Origin of the sequence: Corynebacterium sp. P3-F1, from assembly GCF_030503635.1 — a bacterium.
GTDB lineage: Bacteria > Actinomycetota > Actinomycetes > Mycobacteriales > Mycobacteriaceae > Corynebacterium.
Map to the genome: position 1 here is coordinate 308030 of NZ_CP129965.1, position 20848 is coordinate 328877.

Below are 20848 nucleotides of genomic sequence, written 5' to 3' on the forward strand. Positions count from 1 at the left end.
CTAGTGGCGCTGCAGGTCGCGGTGCATGACAGACACGTCGACGGTGCCGCGTTGGCCGAGCCTGCGGCCGACCTCTTCCGAAATTGCGACGGACCGGTGGTGGCCGCCAGTGCAGCCGATGCCGACGGTGACGAAGTCTTTTCCTTCATGCTTGTAGCCGTCCATCATGGAGCCGAGGAGGTTGACCACGCCGTCGATGAACTCGTCTGCGCCGGGCCGCGAAAGCACGTAGTCGCTCACGGGTTTGTCCACCCCCCGGAAGTTGCGTAACTCTTCGATCCAGTACGGGTTGGGCAGGAAGCGCACGTCGAAGACGAGATCCGCATCGCGCGGCGATCCGTGCTTGAAACCGAAAGACTGGATGGTGACGTGCTGTTTCGCTGAGTCGAGGTCGCCGATGGATGCCTCGATGGCGCGACGCAGGTCGTGGATGGACAGGTTCGAGGAGTCGATGATGACGTCTGCCGTGTCGCGCACGCGGGCGAGCTCGGCGCGCTCGCGTTCGATGCCGACGCTCAGCGGGTTGTCGCCTTGAAGGGGGTGAGTGCGACGCACGCTGTCGAACCGCTTGATCAACACATCGTCGCGGGCCTCGAGGAAGAGAACAAACGGGTTGAAGCCGCGGTCGCGGGCAAGGTCGATCGTCTCCATGAGCGAGCCCTTGAAAATACGGGCGCGGACATCGGTGACTACCGCCAGCTTGTCCACGGGTGACCCTTCTTGCGCGGCAAGGTCCATCAGTTCGAGGATGAGTTGCGGCGGGAGGTTCTGGGAGACGAAATAGCCTTTGTCCTCGAAGACTTTCGCGGCCGAGGACAAGCCGCCTCCGGACAGTCCCGTGATGATGACGGGGCGCAGCTCGGTGTGGGTTGCCATGCGCCCCATCGTAACCAAAAGGACGCTTATCGACGTCAGCTTTTCCGCAGATGGTCGTACACCGTTTGCGCGAGCTTGGGGCCGATGCCGTTGACTTCTGTGATGTCTTCGACGCTGGCTTCCTTGAGCTTTTTCACGCTGCCGAAATGCTTGACCAGATCGCTGCGGCGGGCGGGGCCGAGCCCGGGAATCCCGTCAAGGGCAGATGCCCGCATCCGCTTCGACCGTTGCTGCCGGTGGTACGTGATGGCGAAGCGGTGCGCTTCATCGCGGATCTGTTGGAGGAGGTACATTCCCTCGGAATTGCGGGGCAGAATGAGAGGTTCATCGTCGTACGGCACCCAGATCTCTTCGAGGCGCTTAGCCAGGCCGATGAGGGTGACGTCCATGATGCCAAGTTCGTCGAAGACTTTCTGCGCGGCTGTCACCTGGGGCTTGCCGCCGTCGACGATGAAGAGCTGCGGTGGGTAGGCGAACCGCTTGTTGTCGGTCGATTCCACTTCCGCGGTGTCGGAAATGTCTTCATCGGAAAAGCTGGTCTCGTCGAGGTCGGGGTCTTCCGGGTTGGCTAGTTTGTCCTGGTTGTGGCGTTTGAAGCGGCGGCGTGTGACTTCGGCGATGGATCCGACGTCGTCGCTGCGGCCGTCGCCGGCCGCTTCCTTGATTCTGTAGCGGCGGTAATCGGACTTTTTTGGCAGACCGTCCTCGAAGACGACGAGGGACGCCACAACATCTGTGCCCTGGATGTGGGAGATGTCGGTGCACTCGATGCGCAGCGGAGCATCGTCCATTCCCAGAGCTTCTTGTATGTCTTGCAGCGCCTGGGAGCGGGCGGTCAGGTCGCCAACGCGCTTCAGTTTGTGCTGGCGCAGCGACTCTTTGGCGTTGCGCTGCACGGTCTCCATGAGGGCTTTCTTGTCGCCGCGCTGGGGCACCCGGAATTCGACGGGACCGCCGCGGAGCTTCTCCAGCAACGCGCGGGTCTCCTCAGGTTCCTCGGGCATGACATGCACGAGGATTTCCCGGGGCACGGGCATGGGAGGGCGGATCTTCTCGTGAGATTCCTGGTCGACGCCACGGCGGTGGACCTTCTTGGCGGCGAGCCGCTCGTCCTCCGCTTTCTCCTGCTCCATCCGTTCGACGGCGTCAGAATAATGCTGCACCAGGAAGTTCTGCATGAGGGCGGGCAGGGCGGGGTCAGCTTGGCCGTCGTCGAGACGCTCCATAGAGCCTGGCTCGTCTCCTGTTTTCTCGACAACCCAGCCGCGCTGCGAGCGGATTCGGCCCTCGCGCACGGCGAAGATCTGCACCGCCGCTTCCAGCTCGTCCGTGTCGAAGGCGATGATGTCGGCGTCCGTGTCGATGCCCAGCACGACCGTCTGCCGCTCCATGACCTTGTTCACGGCGCCGAGGTCGTCGCGCAGCCGCGCAGCTTTCTCGAACTCCAGGTTCTCGCTGGCGTCCATCATCTGGTTGGTCAGACCTTTGACCACGGCATCGGTGCGGCCGGACATGAAACCCATGAACCCAGAGACGATCTCGTCGTAGTCCGCTTCGTCGACACGTCCGACGCACGGCGCCGAGCATTTGTCGATGTACCCGAGCAGGCACGGCCGTCCCAGCTGCTCGTGGCGGTTGAACACCCCATTGGAGCAGGTACGCACGGGGAACACGCGGGTCAGTAGATCGAGGGTCTCGCGCACGGCCCACGCGTGGGAGAACGGCCCGAAATAGCGCACGCCCTTGCGGCGCGGACCGCGGTAGAAAAACGCTCGCGGGTACTTCTCCCCCACGCTGACGGCGAGCATCGGGTACGTCTTGTCGTCCCGGTACATGACGTTGAACCACGGGTCGTACCGCTTGATCCACGTGTACTCGAGCTGGAGCGCTTCGACCTCGCTGGCCACTACGGTCCACTCCACCTTGGAGGCGGTGAAGACCATTTGGCGCGTGCGCGGGTGCAGCTGCTCCGGCGGCTGGAAGTAGTTGTTCAAGCGAGCGCGGAGATTCTTCGCTTTGCCCACGTACACGACGCGTCCCGCCGCGTCGCGGAACTTGTACACACCCGGCTCGGTAGGAATCGTCCCGGGAGCCGGCCGGTAGGTTGCCGGGTTGACCACGGTGCGACCCGCCCTAGTCTTCCGGCATGTAGCGTGCTTCGAGGCGGCGGAATGCCTTGACGGACTCGATGGCGCGCTCCTTGTCGCCGGATTGAATCGCCCACAGCGGGACGTACTCAAATTCGGGGAGTTCGAGCCGCGCCATGCGGGAGCCTCGCGGAAAGGTCAGGCCGTACACGACTATCCACGGGTAAAAGCGTGTGCCAATGATGTTGCGCACCTCCACGCCGTCCTCGTTGGCGCGCACCCGCGGGCGGGAAAGTCCCCACCACACCAAGACAGACAAGATCAAGCCGATTGCAGGGAAAGCGAGCTTATCGGCGGCTGTGATCGCCGCGCCCGTGAATTCCAAATCCAGAACAGCACCGGCGAAAATGTGGGCCGCCATGATGATCAGGACCGCTACAGCGGCGACGCGGCGCAGGAAGTGCGAGACGATCTCCACCTCCCACGGTTTCGTCGATGTCGCGGCGTGCGGGTCGAGTGCGTTGAAGAGAGCGATGTCACGGTCGCTGGCCTGCGCTGTCCGCTCCACGGGTGCGTCATCTGCGCTGCTGTTGACGTTGCTCACTTGCCTTCTCCGCCTCTTTCGGTCTTTCTCGGTCCCTTTCGGTCCCTGTTGTTTCCTGTTGTTTCCTGTCGGTCTCTACCTGCTGCTGATGCTCGCCCTCGAATGCTGGCGGCTACCACGCGTCGTGAGCGTCGCCCCGGGTCAGCTTCATCAGCGGGAAGCGCTCAATCTCGCTCATGACGTTCGCGGCACCGATCGCGGCGGTGAGGGCCTCTGCTCCCTTGTCCTCGCGGGCATCGGGGCCACCGGTGCGGGCCACAGCCTGCTCGTAAGTGTCCACGGTCAGAACACCGTTACCCACCGGCACAGACATGTCGAGAGCCACGCGGGTGAGCCCGTCGGTGACGGCGCGGCAAACGTAGTCGAAGTGGGGGGTCTCACCGCGGATGACGCAGCCGAGGGCCACGACCGCGTCGAAACGCTTGGCGGCAGCTTGCGCGATGAGGGGGAGTTCCATCGCGCCGGAAACCGTGAAGACTTGGACTTTCGCTCCCGCTGCCTCAGCTGTTTCAACAGCGCGGGCGATCAGCATGTCCACGACCTCAGCGTTCCACTCCGTGCCAACGACGGCGACACGCATTCCCTTCGCGTCGATGTGCTCCGGGGAGGAGTCGGGTGCTCCGAAAATCATGGTTGCTCCTTAAGAATCAAGATTCCGACTTCTTCGTCAAAGAGTCGTCCGGCCCCATCTTAGATGCCGTGGGTTCTATCCCACTGTTCTACCGCTGGGAGGTCATGCCCCATACGGTCGCGTTTAGTCCGCAAGTAGGTGATGTTGTCGTGCGAGGGCGTGATTTCAATGCGGGTCCTGCCGGAGACAACCGGGCCGTATCCATTCAACGCCTCGACCTTCTCGGGGTTGTTGGTCAGCACATCAACCGAGGCGACACCAAGATCCGCGAGAATCTGCCCGGCCACTGAATACTCGCGCGCATCCACGGGCAGCCCCTGTTCCACGTTGGCGTCGACGGTGTCTAAGCCTTCCTCTTGCAGGCGGTAGGCCTCTAGTTTGGCCGCGAGGCCGATGCCGCGCCCTTCGTGCCCGCGGATGTAAATGACCACACCGCTCCCGGCCTCCTGGATGAGCCGCATGGACTCGCGCAGCTGGGGCCCGCAGTCGCATCGGAGCGAACCGAAGACATCGCCCGTCAAGCATTCCGAGTGGACACGCACAAGAACATCTGCCCCGCCGGAGATGTCGCCGGTGGTGAGGGCGATGTGCTCGGTGCCGTCGATAAGCGATCTGTAGCCGTACGCCGTGAACGCGCCGAACGAGGTCGGCAGCGACGTCTCGACGACGCGTTCGACAGTGCGCTCGGTGTGGCGGCGGTATGCAATGAGCTGGGCAATTGAAATCATCTTCAGCCCGTGCTGATCGGCGAAACGACGGAGTTCGTCGCCTCGCGCCATGTCGGTCGGGTCATCTTCGGAGACGATCTCGCACAGCGCCCCGACGGGTTGACACCCGGCCAAACGGGCGAGGTCCACCGAGGCTTCTGTGTGGCCATCGCGGATGAGGACCCCGCCGCGACGGGCTCGCAACGGCACAACGTGCCCCGGGCGGGTGAAGTCTGCGGCGGTGCGCGTCGGATCCGCGAGACGCTGGATGGTTTCGGCGCGGGAGCGGGCGGAGATCCCGGTGGTTCCCGTGGCTGCGTCGACCGTGACGGCATAGGCCGTGCTGCGGGCATCCTCGTTCACGGCCGTCATGGGCGGTAGCTCAAGGCGCGTTGCTGCCTCGTCCTCCATGGCCACGCAGATGTATCCGGAGGTGTACCGCACCATGAACGCGACCAGCTCCGGCGTGGCATGCTCGGCGGCGAAGATCAGGTCGCCTTCGTTCTCGCGGTCCTCATTGTCCACCACCACGACCGCTTCTCCGCGGCCTACCGCGGCAACAGCTTCTTCAACTGAATCGAGTCGCAGGGTGTCCGTCATGGGGACTAATGGTAGCCCCCCACCATTTTCTCGACGTACTTGGCCACCACGTCCACCTCGAAGTTGACGGGCTCCCCGACTCCCAGCTCGCCGAACGTGGTTTCCGCCAGCGTTGTCGGAATGAGCGACGCTTCCACGAAGTCCTCACCTACAGCGGACACCGTCAAAGAAGTGCCGTTAATGGCGATCGAGCCTTTCTCCACCACATAGCGTGCAAGTGCCTGTGGTAGCGAGAAGCGCAGCACGTCCCAATGTGCGGAAGATTCCCGGGCAAGCAGTTCTCCGGTTCCATCGACGTGCCCCTGCACGATGTGGCCCCCAAGGCGCGCTTCAGCCGCCAACGCACGCTCGAGGTTGACCCGCGTGCCGGGCTCGTAGCTGCCCAGGCGCGATCGGTCGAGAGTCTCCTGCATGGCGTCGGCGGTGAAGGCGCCGTCGACGGAACCAACCACGGTCAAGCACACCCCGTCGACGGCGATGGAATCACCGGGAGCGGCGTCTGAGGTGATTTTGGGGCCGCGGACAGTCAGACGCACTGCGTCATCAAGCCTCTCGAGGTTCTCCACGGTGCCGATCTCTTCCACCAGTCCTGTGAACATCAGTTTCCCTCTCTCCTCTGGGTCTGCGGGCGACGTAGCTCTATCACCGCATCGTCGCCGAGTGTGAATGCGTCGAATATGTCGTAGCGCGGTGCCGCCGCCAGGGTTTCTGCCAGCGGTCCGTCAATCAGGCTCCGTCCACCGCCGAGCAACATCGGTGCCACATAGGCGGTAATGTAATCGACGACATCGAGGCCGAACAGGCTGCGCATGAGCGTCGGCCCACCCTCCACCAAAACGTCGCGGGCACCCGTTTCATACAACGCATCAAAAGCTTCCTGCGGGGTCGCGTATTGCTCGAATCCGAGGCGCGTCAAGTTCCCCTCGGGCACTTTCCGCTTGCCGACGACCACCCTCCGCGGCTGGTTCCCCAACAGAGATCCGTCGCGATCACGGGCGGTCAGCGATGGGTTGTCCGCGATGGCGGTGCCGGTGCCGATGACGATCGCGTCGCGCATCGCACGGTCGAAGTGGGCGTATTGGCGGGCCTCAGGACCGGTGATCCACTGGCTCGTCCCGTCCGGTGCGGCGGTGAAGCCGTCGAGTGTGGCGGCGAATTTCGCGGTGACGGACACACGCCCATGTGCGACGGAGTCCAGCCACGGGAGCAACCCGTCGACGGGGTACTCGACGTGGGTGACCTCGATACCGTGGGCGCGCAGGTAGTCGGCGCCTCCACTCGCAATCGGGTTAGGGTCGGAATGGACGTAATAGACGTGCCCGACTCCAGCCTCGACGATCGCTTGGGTGCAGGGTCCGGTGCGCCCGGTGTGGTTGCACGGCTCCAATGTCACTGCCAGCATCGCTCCGCGGATCCGATCCGGTGCAGTCGAGCGTGCGGCATCGAGCGCAACCCGTTCGGCGTGCTTCCCGCCAGCGGGCTCGGTGGCGCCGGTGGAGATGATGCCGGTGGCGTCGAAAAGCGCGCAGCCTACCGGTGGGTTCGGGCTCGTCGTGCCGCGGACGCGTTGCCCTGCGTTGGCCGCTGCGATCACCGCCGACTCAACAGCGGGCGGTATCTCGTGGCTGAACTCGGCGGGCATGCTAGCGCTGCGCCGCGACGCGGGCGAGATCGCGGAGAGTCTCTACGGCCTCGGACGGATCCTCTGCCTCGAACACGGCTGAACCCGCAACGAAGGCATCGACGCCAGCCTCGGCTGCCAGGGCGATAGTGGATTGGGAGATGCCGCCGTCGATGCCGATGACCGTCGATAAGCCAGCATCCTCGATATGTTCGCGCAGTGCGGCGACCTTGGCGAGCACCTCTGGCATAAACTTCTGGCCGCCGAATCCCGGTTCGACGCTCATGACCATGACCTGCTCGAAGTGCTCGAGGTCGTCGAGGTACGGCTCGATCGGCGTGCCGGGCTTGATGGCGAAACCGGCTTCGACACCCAAGTCGTGGAGCTGCTTAGCGGCGGTGATGTGGTCGTCGGTCGCCTCAATATGGAAGACCAGACGGTCGCCACCGGCCTTGATGTAGGTCTCAAACCAGCGTTCCGGCTCCTCGATCATCATGTGGATGTCCAGGAACTGCTCGGTGACCCCGTCAACGGCCTTGGTCACATCGGGCCCGAAGGAAAGGTTGGGCACGAAGTGACCGTCCATGATGTCGACGTGGATCAGGTCCGCGGACGGCACTTTGCGCACGTCCTCACCCAGATTTGCATAGTCGGCGGCGAGGATCGACGGGGCGATGTAGATCATGGGCCCAAGACTAACGCTTGCGCAGCGCGGCGACGAACATCGCGTCCGTGCCGTGGCGGTGAGGCCACATCTGCGCGCTGAGGTGAGACCCGAGCTCGCCCATGTCCGGTAGAACGTCACGCACGTCGATCTCGTCGACATTGCCGTGCGCAAGCTGCTTATCCACGATCCCCCTCGTCTCCCTCTCATCCGGCGAGCACGTGGAGTACACGACGACCCCGCCGGGCTTGGTCAGGTTCACCGCGGAGGCGAGGAGCGCGGACTGCAGCTCGTTGAGCTCAGCGATGCCCGCTTCACTCTTGCGCCAGCGGGCTTCCGGCCGGCGGCGCAAGGCACCGAGACCGGAGCACGGCGCGTCCACCAGAACGCGGTCGAAGCCCTGCTCGAGACCCGGGTCGCGTCCGTCGGCGACGTGCACCGTCACCGGCATGCCTTCGGTGGACTTCCGGATGAGATCCGCACGGGTGAAACTGACCTCAACAGCGTCGACGTGCGCGCCGTCGATCGCGGCAAGCGAGCCCATCAACGCAGCCTTGCCACCCGGGCCGGCGCACAGGTCGAGCCAGCGACCACCATCGTCATCCACCGAAATCTCCGCTACAGCCCGGGCGATGAGCTGGGACCCTTCGTCCTGCACGGCCGCCATCCGGTCGCGCACCGGCTCGAGCGAGCCCGGGTCGCCGCCCTCGGTTAGGTACACGGCGTATGGGCTGTATTTCCCTTCCTCCCCGCCGGTGACAAGTGCGAGCTCCTCCGCCGACATTTCGCCGGGGCGGGCGACAAGGTGCACGATCGGGCGCTGCGAATCAGCCTCGAGAGCCGCTTCGAGTTCGTCCTCCCCCAGCACATTGGCGAAGGAACGGGCGATCCACTCCGGGTGTGCGGTGCGAAACGCGACTGCCGCGATCTTGTCTGCCGGAGTGAGCTTCTCCATCCAGCTGTCCAGACTCGAGCGGGAAATTGTCCGGAGAATACCGTTGACAAAGCCCTTCGCTTTTCCAGCGCCGGCAGCTTCCGCGAGGCGAACGGATGTGTCAACCGCCGCGTGGGCGTCCACTCGCGTGAACAGCAGTTGGTAGGTGCCCAGACGCAGCGCGGTCAGCACTGCGGGGTCGAGGTCTTCGAGTCTGCGGGAGGAGCAGTCGGCAATAACGGCGTCGAGCACGCCCAGGCTGCGCAGCGTCCCGTAGGCGATTTCAGTGGCGAAGGCGGTATCGCGGCCCTTAATCTTCCGTTCGCGCAGAATCTGGGGCAGAACAAGGTTGCCGAACGCATCTTCCGTTTCAACGCGCAGCACGGCGTCAAAGGCAGCTTGGCGGGCTGAATCACCGATATGACCGGCTCTTTGCGCCCATCGCGTCGCACCCCCACGCTTCACTGGGCCCTGCGCCTGCCCATGAACCGCTTCATTCTCCACCTGCTCTTTCGCGCGCCTGGTGCGCGACCGGAAACCTCCGCTCACTCGAACCTCACTCCCTCAGTGGCCTCAGTGCCCTCAGTGTCCTGGAGCCCGCGCGCCCAATCGGCGGCGGGCATCATCTTCTTTCCCGCTGGCTGAATCATCCTGAGCTCGACTGCCGTGGTGCCTGTGCCCACGCGCACGGCGTTCTTCGCCACCTCGATCTGCCCTGGTACGAGGATCGGCTCCCCAGAAGCTCCGCTCACAGTGGCGACGGGGCCGACCTTGATTCGATCCCCGTCAAACGTCGTCCATGCGCCCGGACCGGGGGTGTAGGCGCGGATCGCACGGTCGATCTCGGCGGCGTGTGTGGTCCAGTCGATGCGGGCGTCGTCCTTGCTGATCTTCGGCGCGTACGTGGCTTCCCCTTCCTGCGGAGTGAAGGTGGCGTGACCGCTGGCAAGGTCGTCCATTGTGCGCACGAGCAGATCGCCGCCCGAATACGCCAGGCGGGTGAGCAGGTCGTCCGCTGTGTCGTCCGGCCGGATGAGCTCCGGCTCCTGGAGCAGAATATCGCCGGTGTCCAGCCCGGGATCAATGCGGAACGTGGTGGCACCGCTGTATTCATCGCCGTGGAGAATGCCGGCCTGCACCGGGGCCGCTCCACGCCAGCGCGGCAGCAAGGAGAAATGGAGGTTGATCCAGCCGTGCACGGGGATATCCAAGAAATCCTCGGGGATGAGATTGCCGTAAGCGACAACTGGGATCGCATCCGGCGCGAACCTCTTCAGCGTCTCTTTGATCTCATCGTATCCCTTGAGCTTGTCCGGCGTAAGCACCTCAATCCCGTGCTCTTGGGCCAGCGCCTTGACCGGCGAGGGGTGGAGCGTGCGGCCGCGCCCCTTCTTGGCGTCGGGCCGGGTGAGCACCGCCACCACCTCATGATCAGAAGCGATCAACTTTTCCAGCGCCACCACCGCCGGCTCCGGGGTTCCCGCGAAAACCACACGCATCTATCTCGTCCTCTCCTGTTTCCCTGCTGTGGATGTCTTCTTTGTCCTCATCCTCGGGCTGCTCGTGGCTCACCCAAGGACTGCTGCAACCGGCTGTTGCGCGTTTTTACTCTTCAGCTCCGCTGAACCAGTCCATGCCGCGGATTATCTGCATCGCTTCCTGGCGCACCGCCGGATCCAGGCGGCGCAAGAACAGCACCCCGTCCAAGTGGTCGGTCTCGTGCTGGATGCAGCGTGCAAGCAGGCCGTTCGCACGCAAGGTCACCGGCCTGCCGTACTCGTCGCGGCCACGGGCCACCACTGTCTCGTGGCGTTCCACGTCCGCTTGGAGGTCAGGAATGGACAGGCACCCCTCCGGGCCGACTTGAACAACGTCGTCGATGGGCTCCCACTCAGGGTTGATCAGGGCCCCGCGCATGCCATCGCAGTCGTACACGAACACCCGCTGGGCCAGTCCGATCTGGTTGGCGGCCAAACCCACTCCGCCGGCATCGTCCATTGTCTCGAGCATGTCGCGGACGAGGCGGATGAGTGCGTCGTCGAAAAGCTCGATGGGCGCGGCCTGCGTGTTCAAGATCGGATCGCCGAAGATCCTGATGGGACGGATGGTCATGGCAGCCAAGTCTACGTGCCACCCGGCACGGTGGGCGCCGGGGTGCATCGGGCTAGCCGATGTGCATCGGATTGACCTGGATGCGCAACGGCAGGTCCTGCTTGCGGGTGGCCCGGTTCACCGCCGCGGCACGCAAGGATTTGCCCAGCGCCGTGCGCGTGGACAGCGGGGTGCGGATGAGAACGCGCTGCGCGGTGCCCGCCGCGCGCTCGTCCCATTCACCCGGCAAGTCCGCTCCCGGCGGGAGATCGACCGGGCCCAGGATGTCCACATCCGCGGGCAGATCGATGTGCTCGAGGAAATCGGTGAGCGAATCACGGGGACTGTCCACCGCGGCCATGTGGACGGCAGGAGGGAAACGCACCTCGCGACGCTGCGCGAGCTCGGCGGCGGCGTGCCCCGCGGCATCCCACCGGATCAGATGCTGGACCACGGGCAGCGCCGCATCGGCAACCACAACAACCTCCCCGCCCTTTCCGTGCGGGGCGACGAGTGTGGCGGCAGCCATCCATTTCGCCATCGTTTCTTCCTCGGCACGCAAGTCCGGGCGGCCGAGCAACGCCCATGTGTCGAGGAGCACGGCTGCGCCGTATTTTCCGCCGTCGGCGACGCGGGGCTCTGCCCCCGGTGTCGCCACAACGATCGCGGGGGCATCCGGCACTGAATCAAGAATGCGCTCGCCCCATGAGGAGATCACCTTCTGCGGCGCGAAAGCCCGACCCAGCTCTTCCGCAGTCCGCTGGGTGCCCACCACCACAGCGCGCAGACGGTGGGAACCGCAGTTCAAGCACACAAATGCACTGTCCATCCGCCCGCACCACCGGCACGTCGGAGCCGCCGCCTCATTGCCCGACGGCAACCCCAGCGGCCCATTGCACGCGCGGCACCGAGCCGGAGTGCGGCAGATCACGCACGCCAGGGACTGGACGTAGCCGGCACGAGGCACTTGGAAGAGGACCGGCTTGTCTGCGGCCAACGCGCGCCGGGCAGCCTCGAATGCGGCGGACGGCAACCGTGCCGCGCCGGAACGCGGGTCGCGCTCCAACTCGAAATCGCTGTCGCCAGCGGCGTGAATGTGCGGGGAGCGAGTGCGCAATGCCGTCCGTGGAGCGAGAAGATCGTGCGCCCAGCCGGATTCCACCAGCAGCTGAGTTTCAGCCGTGCGGGAGTGGCCGCCAATGACGAGGGAGCACTTCTCCACCGCCGACCGGGTTGTCAGCACCTCCCGCGCATGCGTGTACGGCGCCCGGGGATCCACCAACGAATCGTCGCCGTCGAACATCACCACAGCCAACTGGAGGTCGTTCACCGGCGCGAACGCCGCCGACCGAGTCCCCACAACCAACCGCCCCTGGCCGTGGAGCACCGACAGGAACCGGCTGTAGCGCGCCTGCGGTCCGAGCGAGGCGGTGAGCGTTGTGATCTGACGCGGCCCCACGACCTTCCGCAGGGCGGCATTCACCCGGTCCACGTCCCTCTGGTCCGGTACTACGATGAGGACGCCGCCCCCGCCTGAAGCGACCTTGGCGGCGAGCGCCGCCAACGCATCGGCCCAGTCGTCCCCAGGCGCGATCTGCCAGGCAGCGCGGGCCACAGTTCCGCTGACGACAGCGTCGACGAAGGACTCCCCGTGCGTGTAAGCGCTCCACCCAGACAGATCAGGCTCCTCGGCGGTCCCGAGTTCCTCCCAGGGCGTAGAAGTATCGGTCGCCTCCGCCTTCACGTGCCGCGCGGGAATAGCGGACCGGATGATGTCGGACCGCGTGCCGGCGTAGCGGTCAGCTAAGGCGTCGACCAGCTCGCGCATTTGGGCCGGATAGACCACCTCGGGAGACACCACACGCTCAATGAAACGCAACTTGCCCTCGTGTTCCGAGTCAGCTGCCCGGGCGAGCACCAGCGCATCCACCAACCTGCCGGCGAACCGGATGCGTACGCGAACACCCGCTTGGGCGTCGGCCGACTGCGCTTCCGTAACCAGGTAGTCGAAAACCCGGTCCAAATGCGGCAACCCCAGCAGCGGAAGCACACGGGCGACCGGGTCGACCGCGGCGGGCGCGCTGCTGGAGTTTTCCGACATGCACCAGAGTGTAACGGCCGCCTTGACCACACCCCCGTCCCCTGCGAATCTCCTGGGCCAACCGCGCTAATTTCATGTGCGCATGCTTGCAGAAAGGGGGTTTAGGACGCATAATCAACTCGTTTTCAACCATTCGTCGTTTGAAAGTACGCGCATCGCTGTGAAACGTTCTCTGATCGCCTCGTCCTTGGCAGTTCTGACTTCCGCTCTCATTGCCAACCCGGCTACCGCTGCCCCGTTGTCCTCTGCCCCGGGCCCGTCGTTGACTCCGGCCCCGACGGCGTTGAGTTCCACGGCTGCCCAGCACCTGGATTCCGGGATTCAAAGCGGGATGCGCCAGGCGTACAACGCGCTTCCCACCGACGTGCGCAAGGCAATCCCCGACGAGCTTCGCCCGTTTCAGCACATGCCGCTGCCCCGCACACAACCGCTGCCGCAGACAGCTTCGATGTGCTTCGACACCGACGGTCGCAAGAAGAAAGCACCCGAAGCGCCGCCGGCCTGCACAAACACGGTGGCCATCACGTACGATGACGGACCGTCGCCGGACACCACCACGCGGCTGCTGGACATTCTGAAGAGCAAAAACATCAAGGCCACGTTCTTCGCCATCGGCGGGAACTCCGACGCATTCCCGGAGATCCTCCGCCGAGAGCGCGACGAGGGCCACCTCGTAGCAAACCACTCCTACAACCACCCGCAGCTAAACGCCATCTCGGACGAGAGGATTTCAGCTGAGCTCGGCGAAACTGACAAGGCTATTGAGTCTGCGCTGGGGACGAAGCCGCACTGGCTCCGCCCACCCTACGGTGCAACCGACGAGCGCGTAGCATCCATCGCCGGCCAGCACGGCCTCAGCCTCGCTCTCTGGGACGTGGACACCGCGGACTGGCAGAACCGCAATGCCGACATCACGTGCCGTAACGCGGTGGACAACGCCACCGCCGGTTCGATCATTCTCATGCACGACATCCACCCGAGCACGGTGGACGCGACACCGTGCATTATCGACGGTCTCCGCGAAAAGGGTTTACGTCCAGTGACGCTCGATGAACTAGTCCAGCCGGTGCCGGGGCGCACCTACACCAACGCCGAGTAACCGGCTCGCGCTTGAGCGCCGCCACGTTGAAATAACAGTTTCACTCCCATAAGTTCGAGGCATGGGTGAATCGGTTGCGGTAGACGTCGATAAGCACGAAGAGCAGAAAGGCGCGCGGACGGGCGCACAGCGTGCCACGCCGTACGTCATGTTCGCGGTTTACTTACTCGGACCGCTGATTCTCATCCCCGCTGCTGGCGAAGATCACGCTGTAGCGGCGTCCATCGCGCTGATTTTCGGCGCGGCCGCGGTGTTCGGCTTCATCGACGGCTGGACGTACCGCCCGACCTGGTCCCTTCCTGTCCTGGCGGGCGTGGCGTTCCTGGCTGCGAAGCTGTTGTATTTCAACGACGGAACCGTCATCTATTTCTTAGGGGCCGTGCTTGTCGCCGCGGCGTTCACCTTCCTCGCTGGTCAGCTGGCGGGTGCCAGCTCGAAGGAAGGTTAAACGATGGAGACGTGGGTTCTTAACCACCCCGAATACGGCCCCATCGAAGTGCGGTCCGGCTTCGACAAAGACTTCCGCGCGCTCGATCCCGATTGGCCCGGTGAGCTGCCAAAGAAATTCGCGGACCAGCCCGGTGCCGGTACCCGCGCACCCGCCAGCGCGAAGCCGTGGCAGCGGTTGTCCGAATTCCGCCAGAACCCGCCGTTGCGGTTGCAGGTGCTTGTCGACGGCGCGGTGCAGCACCAGTACTCCAGCCTGGAACAGGGCTCCACGCGGATTCCCCTGTTCGGGCACCCCAAGCCGGATGCGCTGGAGACTTTCGTCGGTTTGGGCGTCGACCGCTCAAAACCCCACCTGCGCCTACAGGTGAACTACTTCAAGGACATCCTGCAAATCGAATTCCGTGAAGGCGACTCCATTGTCGAGTTCGATCCACCCGCCGGCTCCAAGGGCGAGCGACGCCGAGACATGATGCAGTCCAGCCCCGTGAAACGCGCGGTGATTCCGATGGCGGAAGGACTAGGCAAGGCGGGCTGGGCCATTGCCGTGATTGTGCTCGGGCCGCTGGTGGGCAAATTCTTCAACTGGCTGGCGCAATTTCTCCCTGATTGGGATGTCCCGGAGTTGACTCTCCCTCACGTGGACCTGCCTGTTCCGGAACTGCCTCAGGTGACGCTGCCGACGCCGAATATCGACCTACCCTCTCTTCCCGAGCTGCCGGAATGGGTGCAGGTCGCAATGGAGTACTCCAAGATTTGGGTGCCCATTGTCATCGGAATCGCGGTGGGCCTGATCGCCTTGCGTAATTACCGGAAATCCGAGGCAGAGAAAGAGCAGTGGCGCAGCAATAGCACCGCCGCCAGCCGCACAGTGCCGTCGAACGGTGCTGGCGCCTTGCCCGGCACGGAACGCTCGACAAACAGCGACGCCCCGGCTCACATGAAACCGGGGCGGTCAGAGCGCTAGAGACCTGCGGCGGCCTTCAAGTCGTCGACCTTGTTCGTGGCCTCCCACGGGAAATCCACATCGGTGCGTCCGAAGTGCCCGTACGCGGCAGTATCGGCGTAAATCGGTCGCAGCAAATCCAGCTCGCGGATGATCGCGGTCGGGCGCAGATCGAAGACCTTCTCCACCGCCTGCTGGATGGTCTCGTCCGTCTGCCCCTCTGCGGCAGTGCCAAACGTCTCCACGTACAAACCCACCGGCGCCGCGCGGCCGATGGCGTAGGCGACCTGGACCTCGACACGCTTGGCCAGACCCGCCGCGACGATATTCTTGGCCACCCAGCGCATCGCGTATGCGGCGGAACGGTCCACCTTTGACGGATCCTTGCCGGAGAAAGCGCCGCCGCCGTGGCGAGCCATTCCGCCGTAGGTGTCCACAATGACCTTGCGGCCCGTCAAGCCGGCATCGCCCATCGGTCCGCCGAGGACGAAGGAGCCGGACGGGTTGACCAACAGCGTGGTCTCAGGGGTGTAGTACTGCGTCAAGCCCGCATCCTCAATCACCCATTCCAGAACGTGCTCGCGCAGCGCGGACTCGAGAGCATCGCCGTTGAAGTCGGGGTCGTGCTGAGTCGAAATGACCACGGTGTCCAAGTAGACGGGTGTCTCGCCGTCATACGCGAAGGTGACCTGGGTCTTCCCGTCCGGACGCAGCCCCTCGACGATGCCCTGTTTGCGCACCTGTGTCAGACGGCGCGAAAGACGGTGAGCGGTGGAAATCGGAATGGGCATGAGTTCCTCGGTCTCATCGGTGGCGTAGCCGAACATGAGGCCCTGGTCGCCCGCGCCGGCTTGATCCTCTGCACCCGTTGACGCGTTGGAGCGGACTTCGAGGGAATCCGTGACACCGTCGGAGATTTCCGCGGACTGGTCGCCGATAGCGATGTTCACGCCGCACGTGCGGCCGTCAAAGCCGACCTCGGAGGAGATGAACCCGATCTCGACGAGCTTGTCCCGCACCAGTTTGGCAATGTTGGAGTATGCCTTGGTGGTCACCTCGCCAACGACGTGAACCTGGCCGGTTGTCACCAACGTCTCCACGGCGACGCGGGAAAACGGGTCCTGAGCGAGCATGTCGTCGAGGATCGTGTCCGAAATGGCATCGCAAATCTTATCGGGGTGCCCTTCAGTGACGGATTCGCTGGTGAACAGGCGGTAGTACGGGTCAGTCATCGTGTACCTGGTCCTTTGTGTGAGACGGCTGTCTGGTTCTCTGACAATCATTGTCACGCGAGGTTCGTTTCGCGCCCACCAGAATAGACCAAGCTGTCTAAGGATTCCAACCTCACGGTCTGCTTTGAGTCAACTTCTCGATGGCGTCCCAGATCCGCGCTGCCACCACATGCTTCGGACCATCGGTAATCTCTTCTATGGCCCCGTCGCGTCCGATGAGCCAACCACTGTTGCGCGCTTCACCGAACACGGCACCTCCCGCCACCGAGTTGACCATAAGCATGTCCGCTCCCTTACGCTCCAGCTTCGCCTGGCCGTACTCGAGCGGGTTGTCGGTCTCAGCCGCGAACCCGACAATAACGGCATCGGTCTCCCCCGCTTTTCGCTTGTCGACGAGCCCCTTCAAGATGTCCGGGTTTTCCACCAGATGCAGGGTGGCCAGTGCACCGTCGGACTGGCCCTTCTTCAGTTTCGAGCTGGCCTCATTCTCCGGGCGGTAATCGGAGACAGCAGCTGCCATGATGACAATGTCCGCGTCAGTCGATGCCGCATCAACGGCCTCTTTCATCTCGCGGGTGGAGCGGACTGTGACGATGTCGGCTCCCGGCGGGGTGTCCAACGCGTCAGTGTCCCCGGCGACGATGGTGACCTCTGCACCGCGGTGTGCTGCGATATCTGCCAACGCGTAGCCCTGGCGGCCTGAGGATCGGTTGCCGATGAACCGCACCGGGTCGATATTCTCTTGGGTTCCGCCCGCGCTGATGACGACCTTCTTGCCCTCCAGTGAGCGGGAGAACGAACCGGCTTCGAGCACTGTAAGAGCCATCTCAGCGATCTGAGCTGCTTCGAGCATGCGCCCTGCCCCGGAGTCGGTGCCGGTGAGACGCCCGCGTGCCGGTTCAAGAACCGTGATCCCGCGGCCGCGGAGAGTCGCCACATTGTCCTGGGTCGCGGGGTTTTCCCACATCTCCGTGTGCATTGCCGGGGCGAGCACGACCGGGCACGTGGCGACGAGGACCGTAGCCGTCAATAAATCATCTGCGCGCCCCGCCGCGATCCGCGCGATGGTGTCCGCAGTGGCCGGGGCGATGACAATGAGATCCGCTTCTTTGCCGACCCGGACATGCTGCACCTCATCCACCCGGGAAAACACCCCGGTGTCCACCGGACGCCCGGAAAGGGCCTCGAAGGTGGCCGCACCGACAAAGTTCAAAGCGGCGGGCGTTGGAACAACGCGGACGTTGTCACCTGCCTCGGTGAACTCTCGAACAAGGTGACAGGCTTTGTAAGCGGCAATGCCGCCCGCCACTCCGACGACGACGTTCCGGGGGGTGTGCGTGTTCTTTTCGGGCTCTGGGCTCATGGCCCCCGAGCTTACCCACCGGTTCTAGGTCCGGGGCTGACGCACCCACGCCCCGATCACGCCGGGCACGACTTCGGGTGCCTCGCCCAGCAGGGCTTTGAGGTTGCCTTCCCGTTCCACTGCAGACGTCACGGCTTGCACCTTGCCGCGCTTATTTTTTCCAGTACCTTGCTGTCCCGCGCCGTACATTCCCGGACCTCCCGCGACTCCTCCGCGTGCGCCCGATTGGGAATTTCCGGCTTGAGCACCACTGATGACAGTGTTCCCACCTGGGCCGGCACCGCCTGGCCCCATGCCAGTGCCTGAACCTGCTCCCATTCCGCCGACGGGGCCGGCGACACCGCCGCCCGCGCCGAACGCTCCCGAGGAACCGAGAGCACCTCCGGTTCCAGCGAATCCCCCGAGACCGCCTGCCCGGCCCCCTCCGACAGCGCCGGAGGCGCCGCGGGGACTGGCCAAGGAGTTTCCACTTGGACCCGCACCACAGGCCCCCGCTCCCCCGGGCCCCGCCGCACGAGTCACCGACCCTGCAGACCCCGGTTGGGGCGCACCCAGGCCGTTGAGTTTGCTCATTGCTCCGGGTCCACCCTTAGCCCCACCTGACCGTGTGGCTGGACCGGCGGCCGGGACCGCAATATGCCCTGGCGCATTGCCCATTAATCCCGTGCCCGATCCAGCTCCCGGCACAGCCACGGTTCCCCCTCCGGGCAGTGCCCCCGCCGGTGCAGCGTTCAATGACGGTGGCAGACTCGGCGCTGCTGCGCTTGCCGCTTGAGTCGGTGTTGCACCTGCAGCGATCGACTCCAGCATGTCTGGGTTCGGTCGCCCGAATTGCTCCACGACCTGTGTTGGAGTCGACGCGTAGGCCAAGTCCCTGTACCCGGCGTTGGACAGTGCCTGTTGCACGACCTTTGGCAGCGGTGAGTTGTCGAATGCCGGTGCGGCGGGAGCGAGCGCCCCTGATTGATCCGTGCCGGCCCCATTCGGTGCGCCGAGTTCTGGCAGCAGTTGTGTGAAGAGCGGCGTGACCGGTACGAGTTCAGTGGTGAGTTTCGGTGAGAACGCAGCCAGGAAGGATTCCTCCAAAGCCTTCGCAACACCCGGGTTAGGTGTACTCCGCACCACCGCTAGCGCTGCCGCTGCTTGGAGCGAATTCGCTTCCGCCACAGTGACGAGATTGGCGGTGTGCGCTGACAGCGCACCGGCATTTGCCATGTACTCGGATCCAGCCGCTTCCACCTGTCCGAGGTGTTGGATGGCCCGCGCGATCGATTCTGTTTCCGCTGAGCCTTGGAGATCCCCGATAGCCGCGGGAATGTAGGACAGTGCTTCACCAATCGTCGCTGCGGTGTCTGCCCAGTCCAAAGACATCCCAGACATCGACGCTGTGTCTGTGGCCATCAGCTGCACGTTCAACGATTCCAAGCTGTTGGGCCGACCCGCAACCGGGTTCGTCGCGTCGAATGCGTTAACGATCGGGTCCGCTGTGCTTACGTCATCGATCACAGCCCGGTAACCGCCGTTCATCACCTTTCCCCCGACGTTGCCCAGCACGTCCGCAAAGCTAGCGTCCGCCATCTGGAACCCCAGCAACTGCGCTGTCAGCAAGTCGACTGCATTATTAAAATGCTGCGCCAACCCCTTGGTCGCCTCCGGCTCACTGTCCGACCTGATACTGCCGTGCATCAGTCCTGATTCGTCTAGACCGGACACTTGCGAGAAGGATCTTCCACCAGCCAGCAATCCGAATAACGAAGCCTCAGTGATTGCGCCAACTGCTTGATTTAACTTGTCGATCCCGCTCTGGATCTCACCACTTACTATTTTCATAATCCCCCCTATGGTTCGAGCTGGTAAAACGCCTCTAAGACTTCTATTGCCCGCTCACAAAATGCTTCGCGTGGTTGTGCTCCTTCGATCTGGCCAACGCCAATCCCGAACTGGCCTCTCGAAGTATCCACGGCAGCACCGCAAACATCATCATCACGATCGAGATGCACGTACGTGTAGGCGTTAGGCAAAATCGAAGATGCATTTTGCCTAACTAACTTCCTGTCTGCTTTGGTGCTCTGAAAGTTTCCAGATCCACCGGTTATGACATAACTGCGAAAATCGGAAACCACAGGCTTAAGAGCGCACCCTCGTAACCCCTTGGTCTCGTCACTCCGTGTCCTCCCATCCATCTCAAACCCGATCGCGGCGAACTCCTCGGCGGTGATCTCCTCGCAGGGGTTGAATATGTTCCCGGCGACGTCGTCGTAGGTGAAGTCCCCGAGGATGAGATCGCCGCTGCGGAAGTGGAAGGCAGGTGGTTCGTCGGGGGCAGGACTGGGTTGGTCATCCGCGGATTGGGTGACAGCAGACGACGGGCTGGATGGAGCGGCTTCGATACCACCGAGAGTTGAGCCTCCCAACGAGCAGCCGGCCAGCGCCACTACCAACACAGCCCCCGATGCGGCGGAGAACACGCGGTCAACCTTGGTCCCCCAACCTGTGGTCATGCCGCGTCGCATTCTCATCTCCCCCGTCCCCCTTAGCGGCGGATGCGCCTGTATTCGTAGTGGTGCTGGCCGACAGCACCAAGGATGGCATGCGTCAAGGGAAAGGGAAACGGAAAGCTGTCCACTTCAGTAGACATCGCTGGCAAAGCAAGCACCTGTCGGGCGGTTCAATACTGGCGATCCAGAACATGTGGTCGACGCCACATTTCCGGGCAAAAAATAGGCGAAGGAACGCTTCCGGCTGGAGGTCGGATCAGAACGCTGAAAATTGTGGAACACGCGTCGGCGACTTCCCTGGAAAGCCCGATCGAAAGGACACCACAGTCTCCGTATGGCGAGAGATT

The 20848-nt window shown here is 63.8% G+C and carries 19 protein-coding genes; 3 read left to right on the top strand and 16 right to left on the bottom strand.

Annotation, left to right across the window (positions count from 1 at the left end):
- The 12 genes from rapZ to QYQ98_RS01490 form a co-directional block, all read right to left on the bottom strand.
- On the bottom strand, positions 1–876 hold the full coding sequence (gene rapZ, locus QYQ98_RS01435) for an RNase adapter RapZ (protein WP_302007008.1): 876 nt from the start codon (positions 874–876) through the stop codon (positions 1–3).
- A gap of 35 nt (positions 877–911) precedes the next feature.
- On the bottom strand, positions 912–2996 hold the full coding sequence (uvrC, locus tag QYQ98_RS01440) for an excinuclease ABC subunit UvrC (RefSeq protein WP_302007009.1): 2085 nt from the start codon (positions 2994–2996) through the stop codon (positions 912–914).
- A 13-nt stretch (positions 2997–3009) separates the two neighbouring features.
- On the bottom strand, positions 3010–3531 hold the full coding sequence (locus QYQ98_RS01445; RefSeq protein ID WP_302007788.1) for a PH domain-containing protein: 522 nt from the start codon (positions 3529–3531) through the stop codon (positions 3010–3012).
- Between the two features lie 148 nt (positions 3532–3679).
- Complete coding sequence (ribH, locus tag QYQ98_RS01450) at positions 3680–4198, bottom strand: 6,7-dimethyl-8-ribityllumazine synthase (protein WP_302007010.1); 519 nt, start codon at positions 4196–4198, stop codon at positions 3680–3682.
- Between the two features lie 59 nt (positions 4199–4257).
- Complete coding sequence (locus QYQ98_RS01455) at positions 4258–5505, bottom strand: bifunctional 3,4-dihydroxy-2-butanone-4-phosphate synthase/GTP cyclohydrolase II (RefSeq protein WP_302007011.1); 1248 nt, start codon at positions 5503–5505, stop codon at positions 4258–4260.
- 5 nt (positions 5506–5510) lie between these two features.
- Complete coding sequence (locus QYQ98_RS01460) at positions 5511–6104, bottom strand: riboflavin synthase (protein WP_302007012.1); 594 nt, start codon at positions 6102–6104, stop codon at positions 5511–5513.
- Entirely contained in the window at positions 6104–7147 is a 1044-nt protein-coding gene (gene ribD, locus QYQ98_RS01465) for a bifunctional diaminohydroxyphosphoribosylaminopyrimidine deaminase/5-amino-6-(5-phosphoribosylamino)uracil reductase RibD (RefSeq protein WP_302007013.1), read from the bottom strand. The genes QYQ98_RS01460 and ribD overlap by 1 nt, the downstream gene beginning before the upstream one ends.
- A 1-nt stretch (position 7148) precedes the next feature.
- On the bottom strand, positions 7149–7811 hold the full coding sequence (gene rpe / locus QYQ98_RS01470; protein ID WP_302007014.1) for a ribulose-phosphate 3-epimerase: 663 nt from the start codon (positions 7809–7811) through the stop codon (positions 7149–7151).
- A gap of 10 nt (positions 7812–7821) precedes the next feature.
- On the bottom strand, positions 7822–9144 hold the full coding sequence (locus tag QYQ98_RS01475) for an RsmB/NOP family class I SAM-dependent RNA methyltransferase (protein WP_302007789.1): 1323 nt from the start codon (positions 9142–9144) through the stop codon (positions 7822–7824).
- 125 nt (positions 9145–9269) lie between these two features.
- Positions 9270–10223 carry a methionyl-tRNA formyltransferase gene (gene fmt / locus QYQ98_RS01480; protein WP_302007017.1) on the bottom strand — a complete coding sequence of 318 codons (954 nt, stop codon included), beginning with the start codon at positions 10221–10223 and terminating at the stop codon, positions 9270–9272.
- Positions 10224–10329: 106 nt separating this feature from the next.
- The gene (gene def, locus QYQ98_RS01485) at positions 10330–10836 is read right to left on the bottom strand and encodes a peptide deformylase (RefSeq protein WP_302007018.1); all 507 of its coding nucleotides are present in this window, start codon (positions 10834–10836) and stop codon (positions 10330–10332) included.
- A gap of 52 nt (positions 10837–10888) precedes the next feature.
- On the bottom strand, positions 10889–12916 hold the full coding sequence (locus QYQ98_RS01490; protein WP_302007019.1) for a primosomal protein N': 2028 nt from the start codon (positions 12914–12916) through the stop codon (positions 10889–10891).
- A gap of 160 nt (positions 12917–13076) precedes the next feature.
- Between QYQ98_RS01490 and QYQ98_RS01495 the strand changes: the two genes are divergently transcribed.
- The 3 genes from QYQ98_RS01495 to QYQ98_RS01505 all read left to right on the top strand — a co-directional run bounded on the left by QYQ98_RS01495 (position 13077) and on the right by QYQ98_RS01505 (position 15429).
- Positions 13077–14015, top strand: coding sequence for a polysaccharide deacetylase family protein (locus QYQ98_RS01495; RefSeq protein ID WP_302007020.1), 939 nt, complete (start codon positions 13077–13079; stop codon positions 14013–14015).
- Positions 14016–14076: 61 nt separating this feature from the next.
- Positions 14077–14463, top strand: a complete 387-nt coding sequence (locus tag QYQ98_RS01500) for a hypothetical protein (RefSeq protein WP_302007021.1) — start codon at positions 14077–14079, stop codon at positions 14461–14463.
- Positions 14464–14466: 3 nt separating this feature from the next.
- Entirely contained in the window at positions 14467–15429 is a 963-nt protein-coding gene (locus QYQ98_RS01505; protein ID WP_302007022.1) for a hypothetical protein, read from the top strand.
- On the opposite strand, the gene metK is transcribed toward QYQ98_RS01505, so the two are convergent.
- From metK to QYQ98_RS01525, 4 genes are all read right to left on the bottom strand, one after another.
- Positions 15426–16640, bottom strand: a complete 1215-nt coding sequence (gene metK, locus QYQ98_RS01510) for a methionine adenosyltransferase (protein ID WP_302007023.1) — start codon at positions 16638–16640, stop codon at positions 15426–15428. The genes QYQ98_RS01505 and metK overlap by 4 nt on opposite strands.
- A 112-nt stretch (positions 16641–16752) precedes the next feature.
- Positions 16753–18003, bottom strand: a complete 1251-nt coding sequence (gene coaBC / locus QYQ98_RS01515) for a bifunctional phosphopantothenoylcysteine decarboxylase/phosphopantothenate--cysteine ligase CoaBC (RefSeq protein ID WP_302007024.1) — start codon at positions 18001–18003, stop codon at positions 16753–16755.
- Positions 18004–18027: 24 nt separating this feature from the next.
- A complete protein-coding gene (locus QYQ98_RS01520) occupies positions 18028–19716 on the bottom strand; it encodes a hypothetical protein (RefSeq protein ID WP_302007025.1) in 1689 nt (562 codons plus the stop codon).
- Positions 19717–19841: 125 nt separating this feature from the next.
- Complete coding sequence (locus QYQ98_RS01525; protein WP_302007026.1) at positions 19842–20504, bottom strand: DUF3558 domain-containing protein; 663 nt, start codon at positions 20502–20504, stop codon at positions 19842–19844.
- Between the last annotated feature and the right edge of the window lie 344 nt (positions 20505–20848).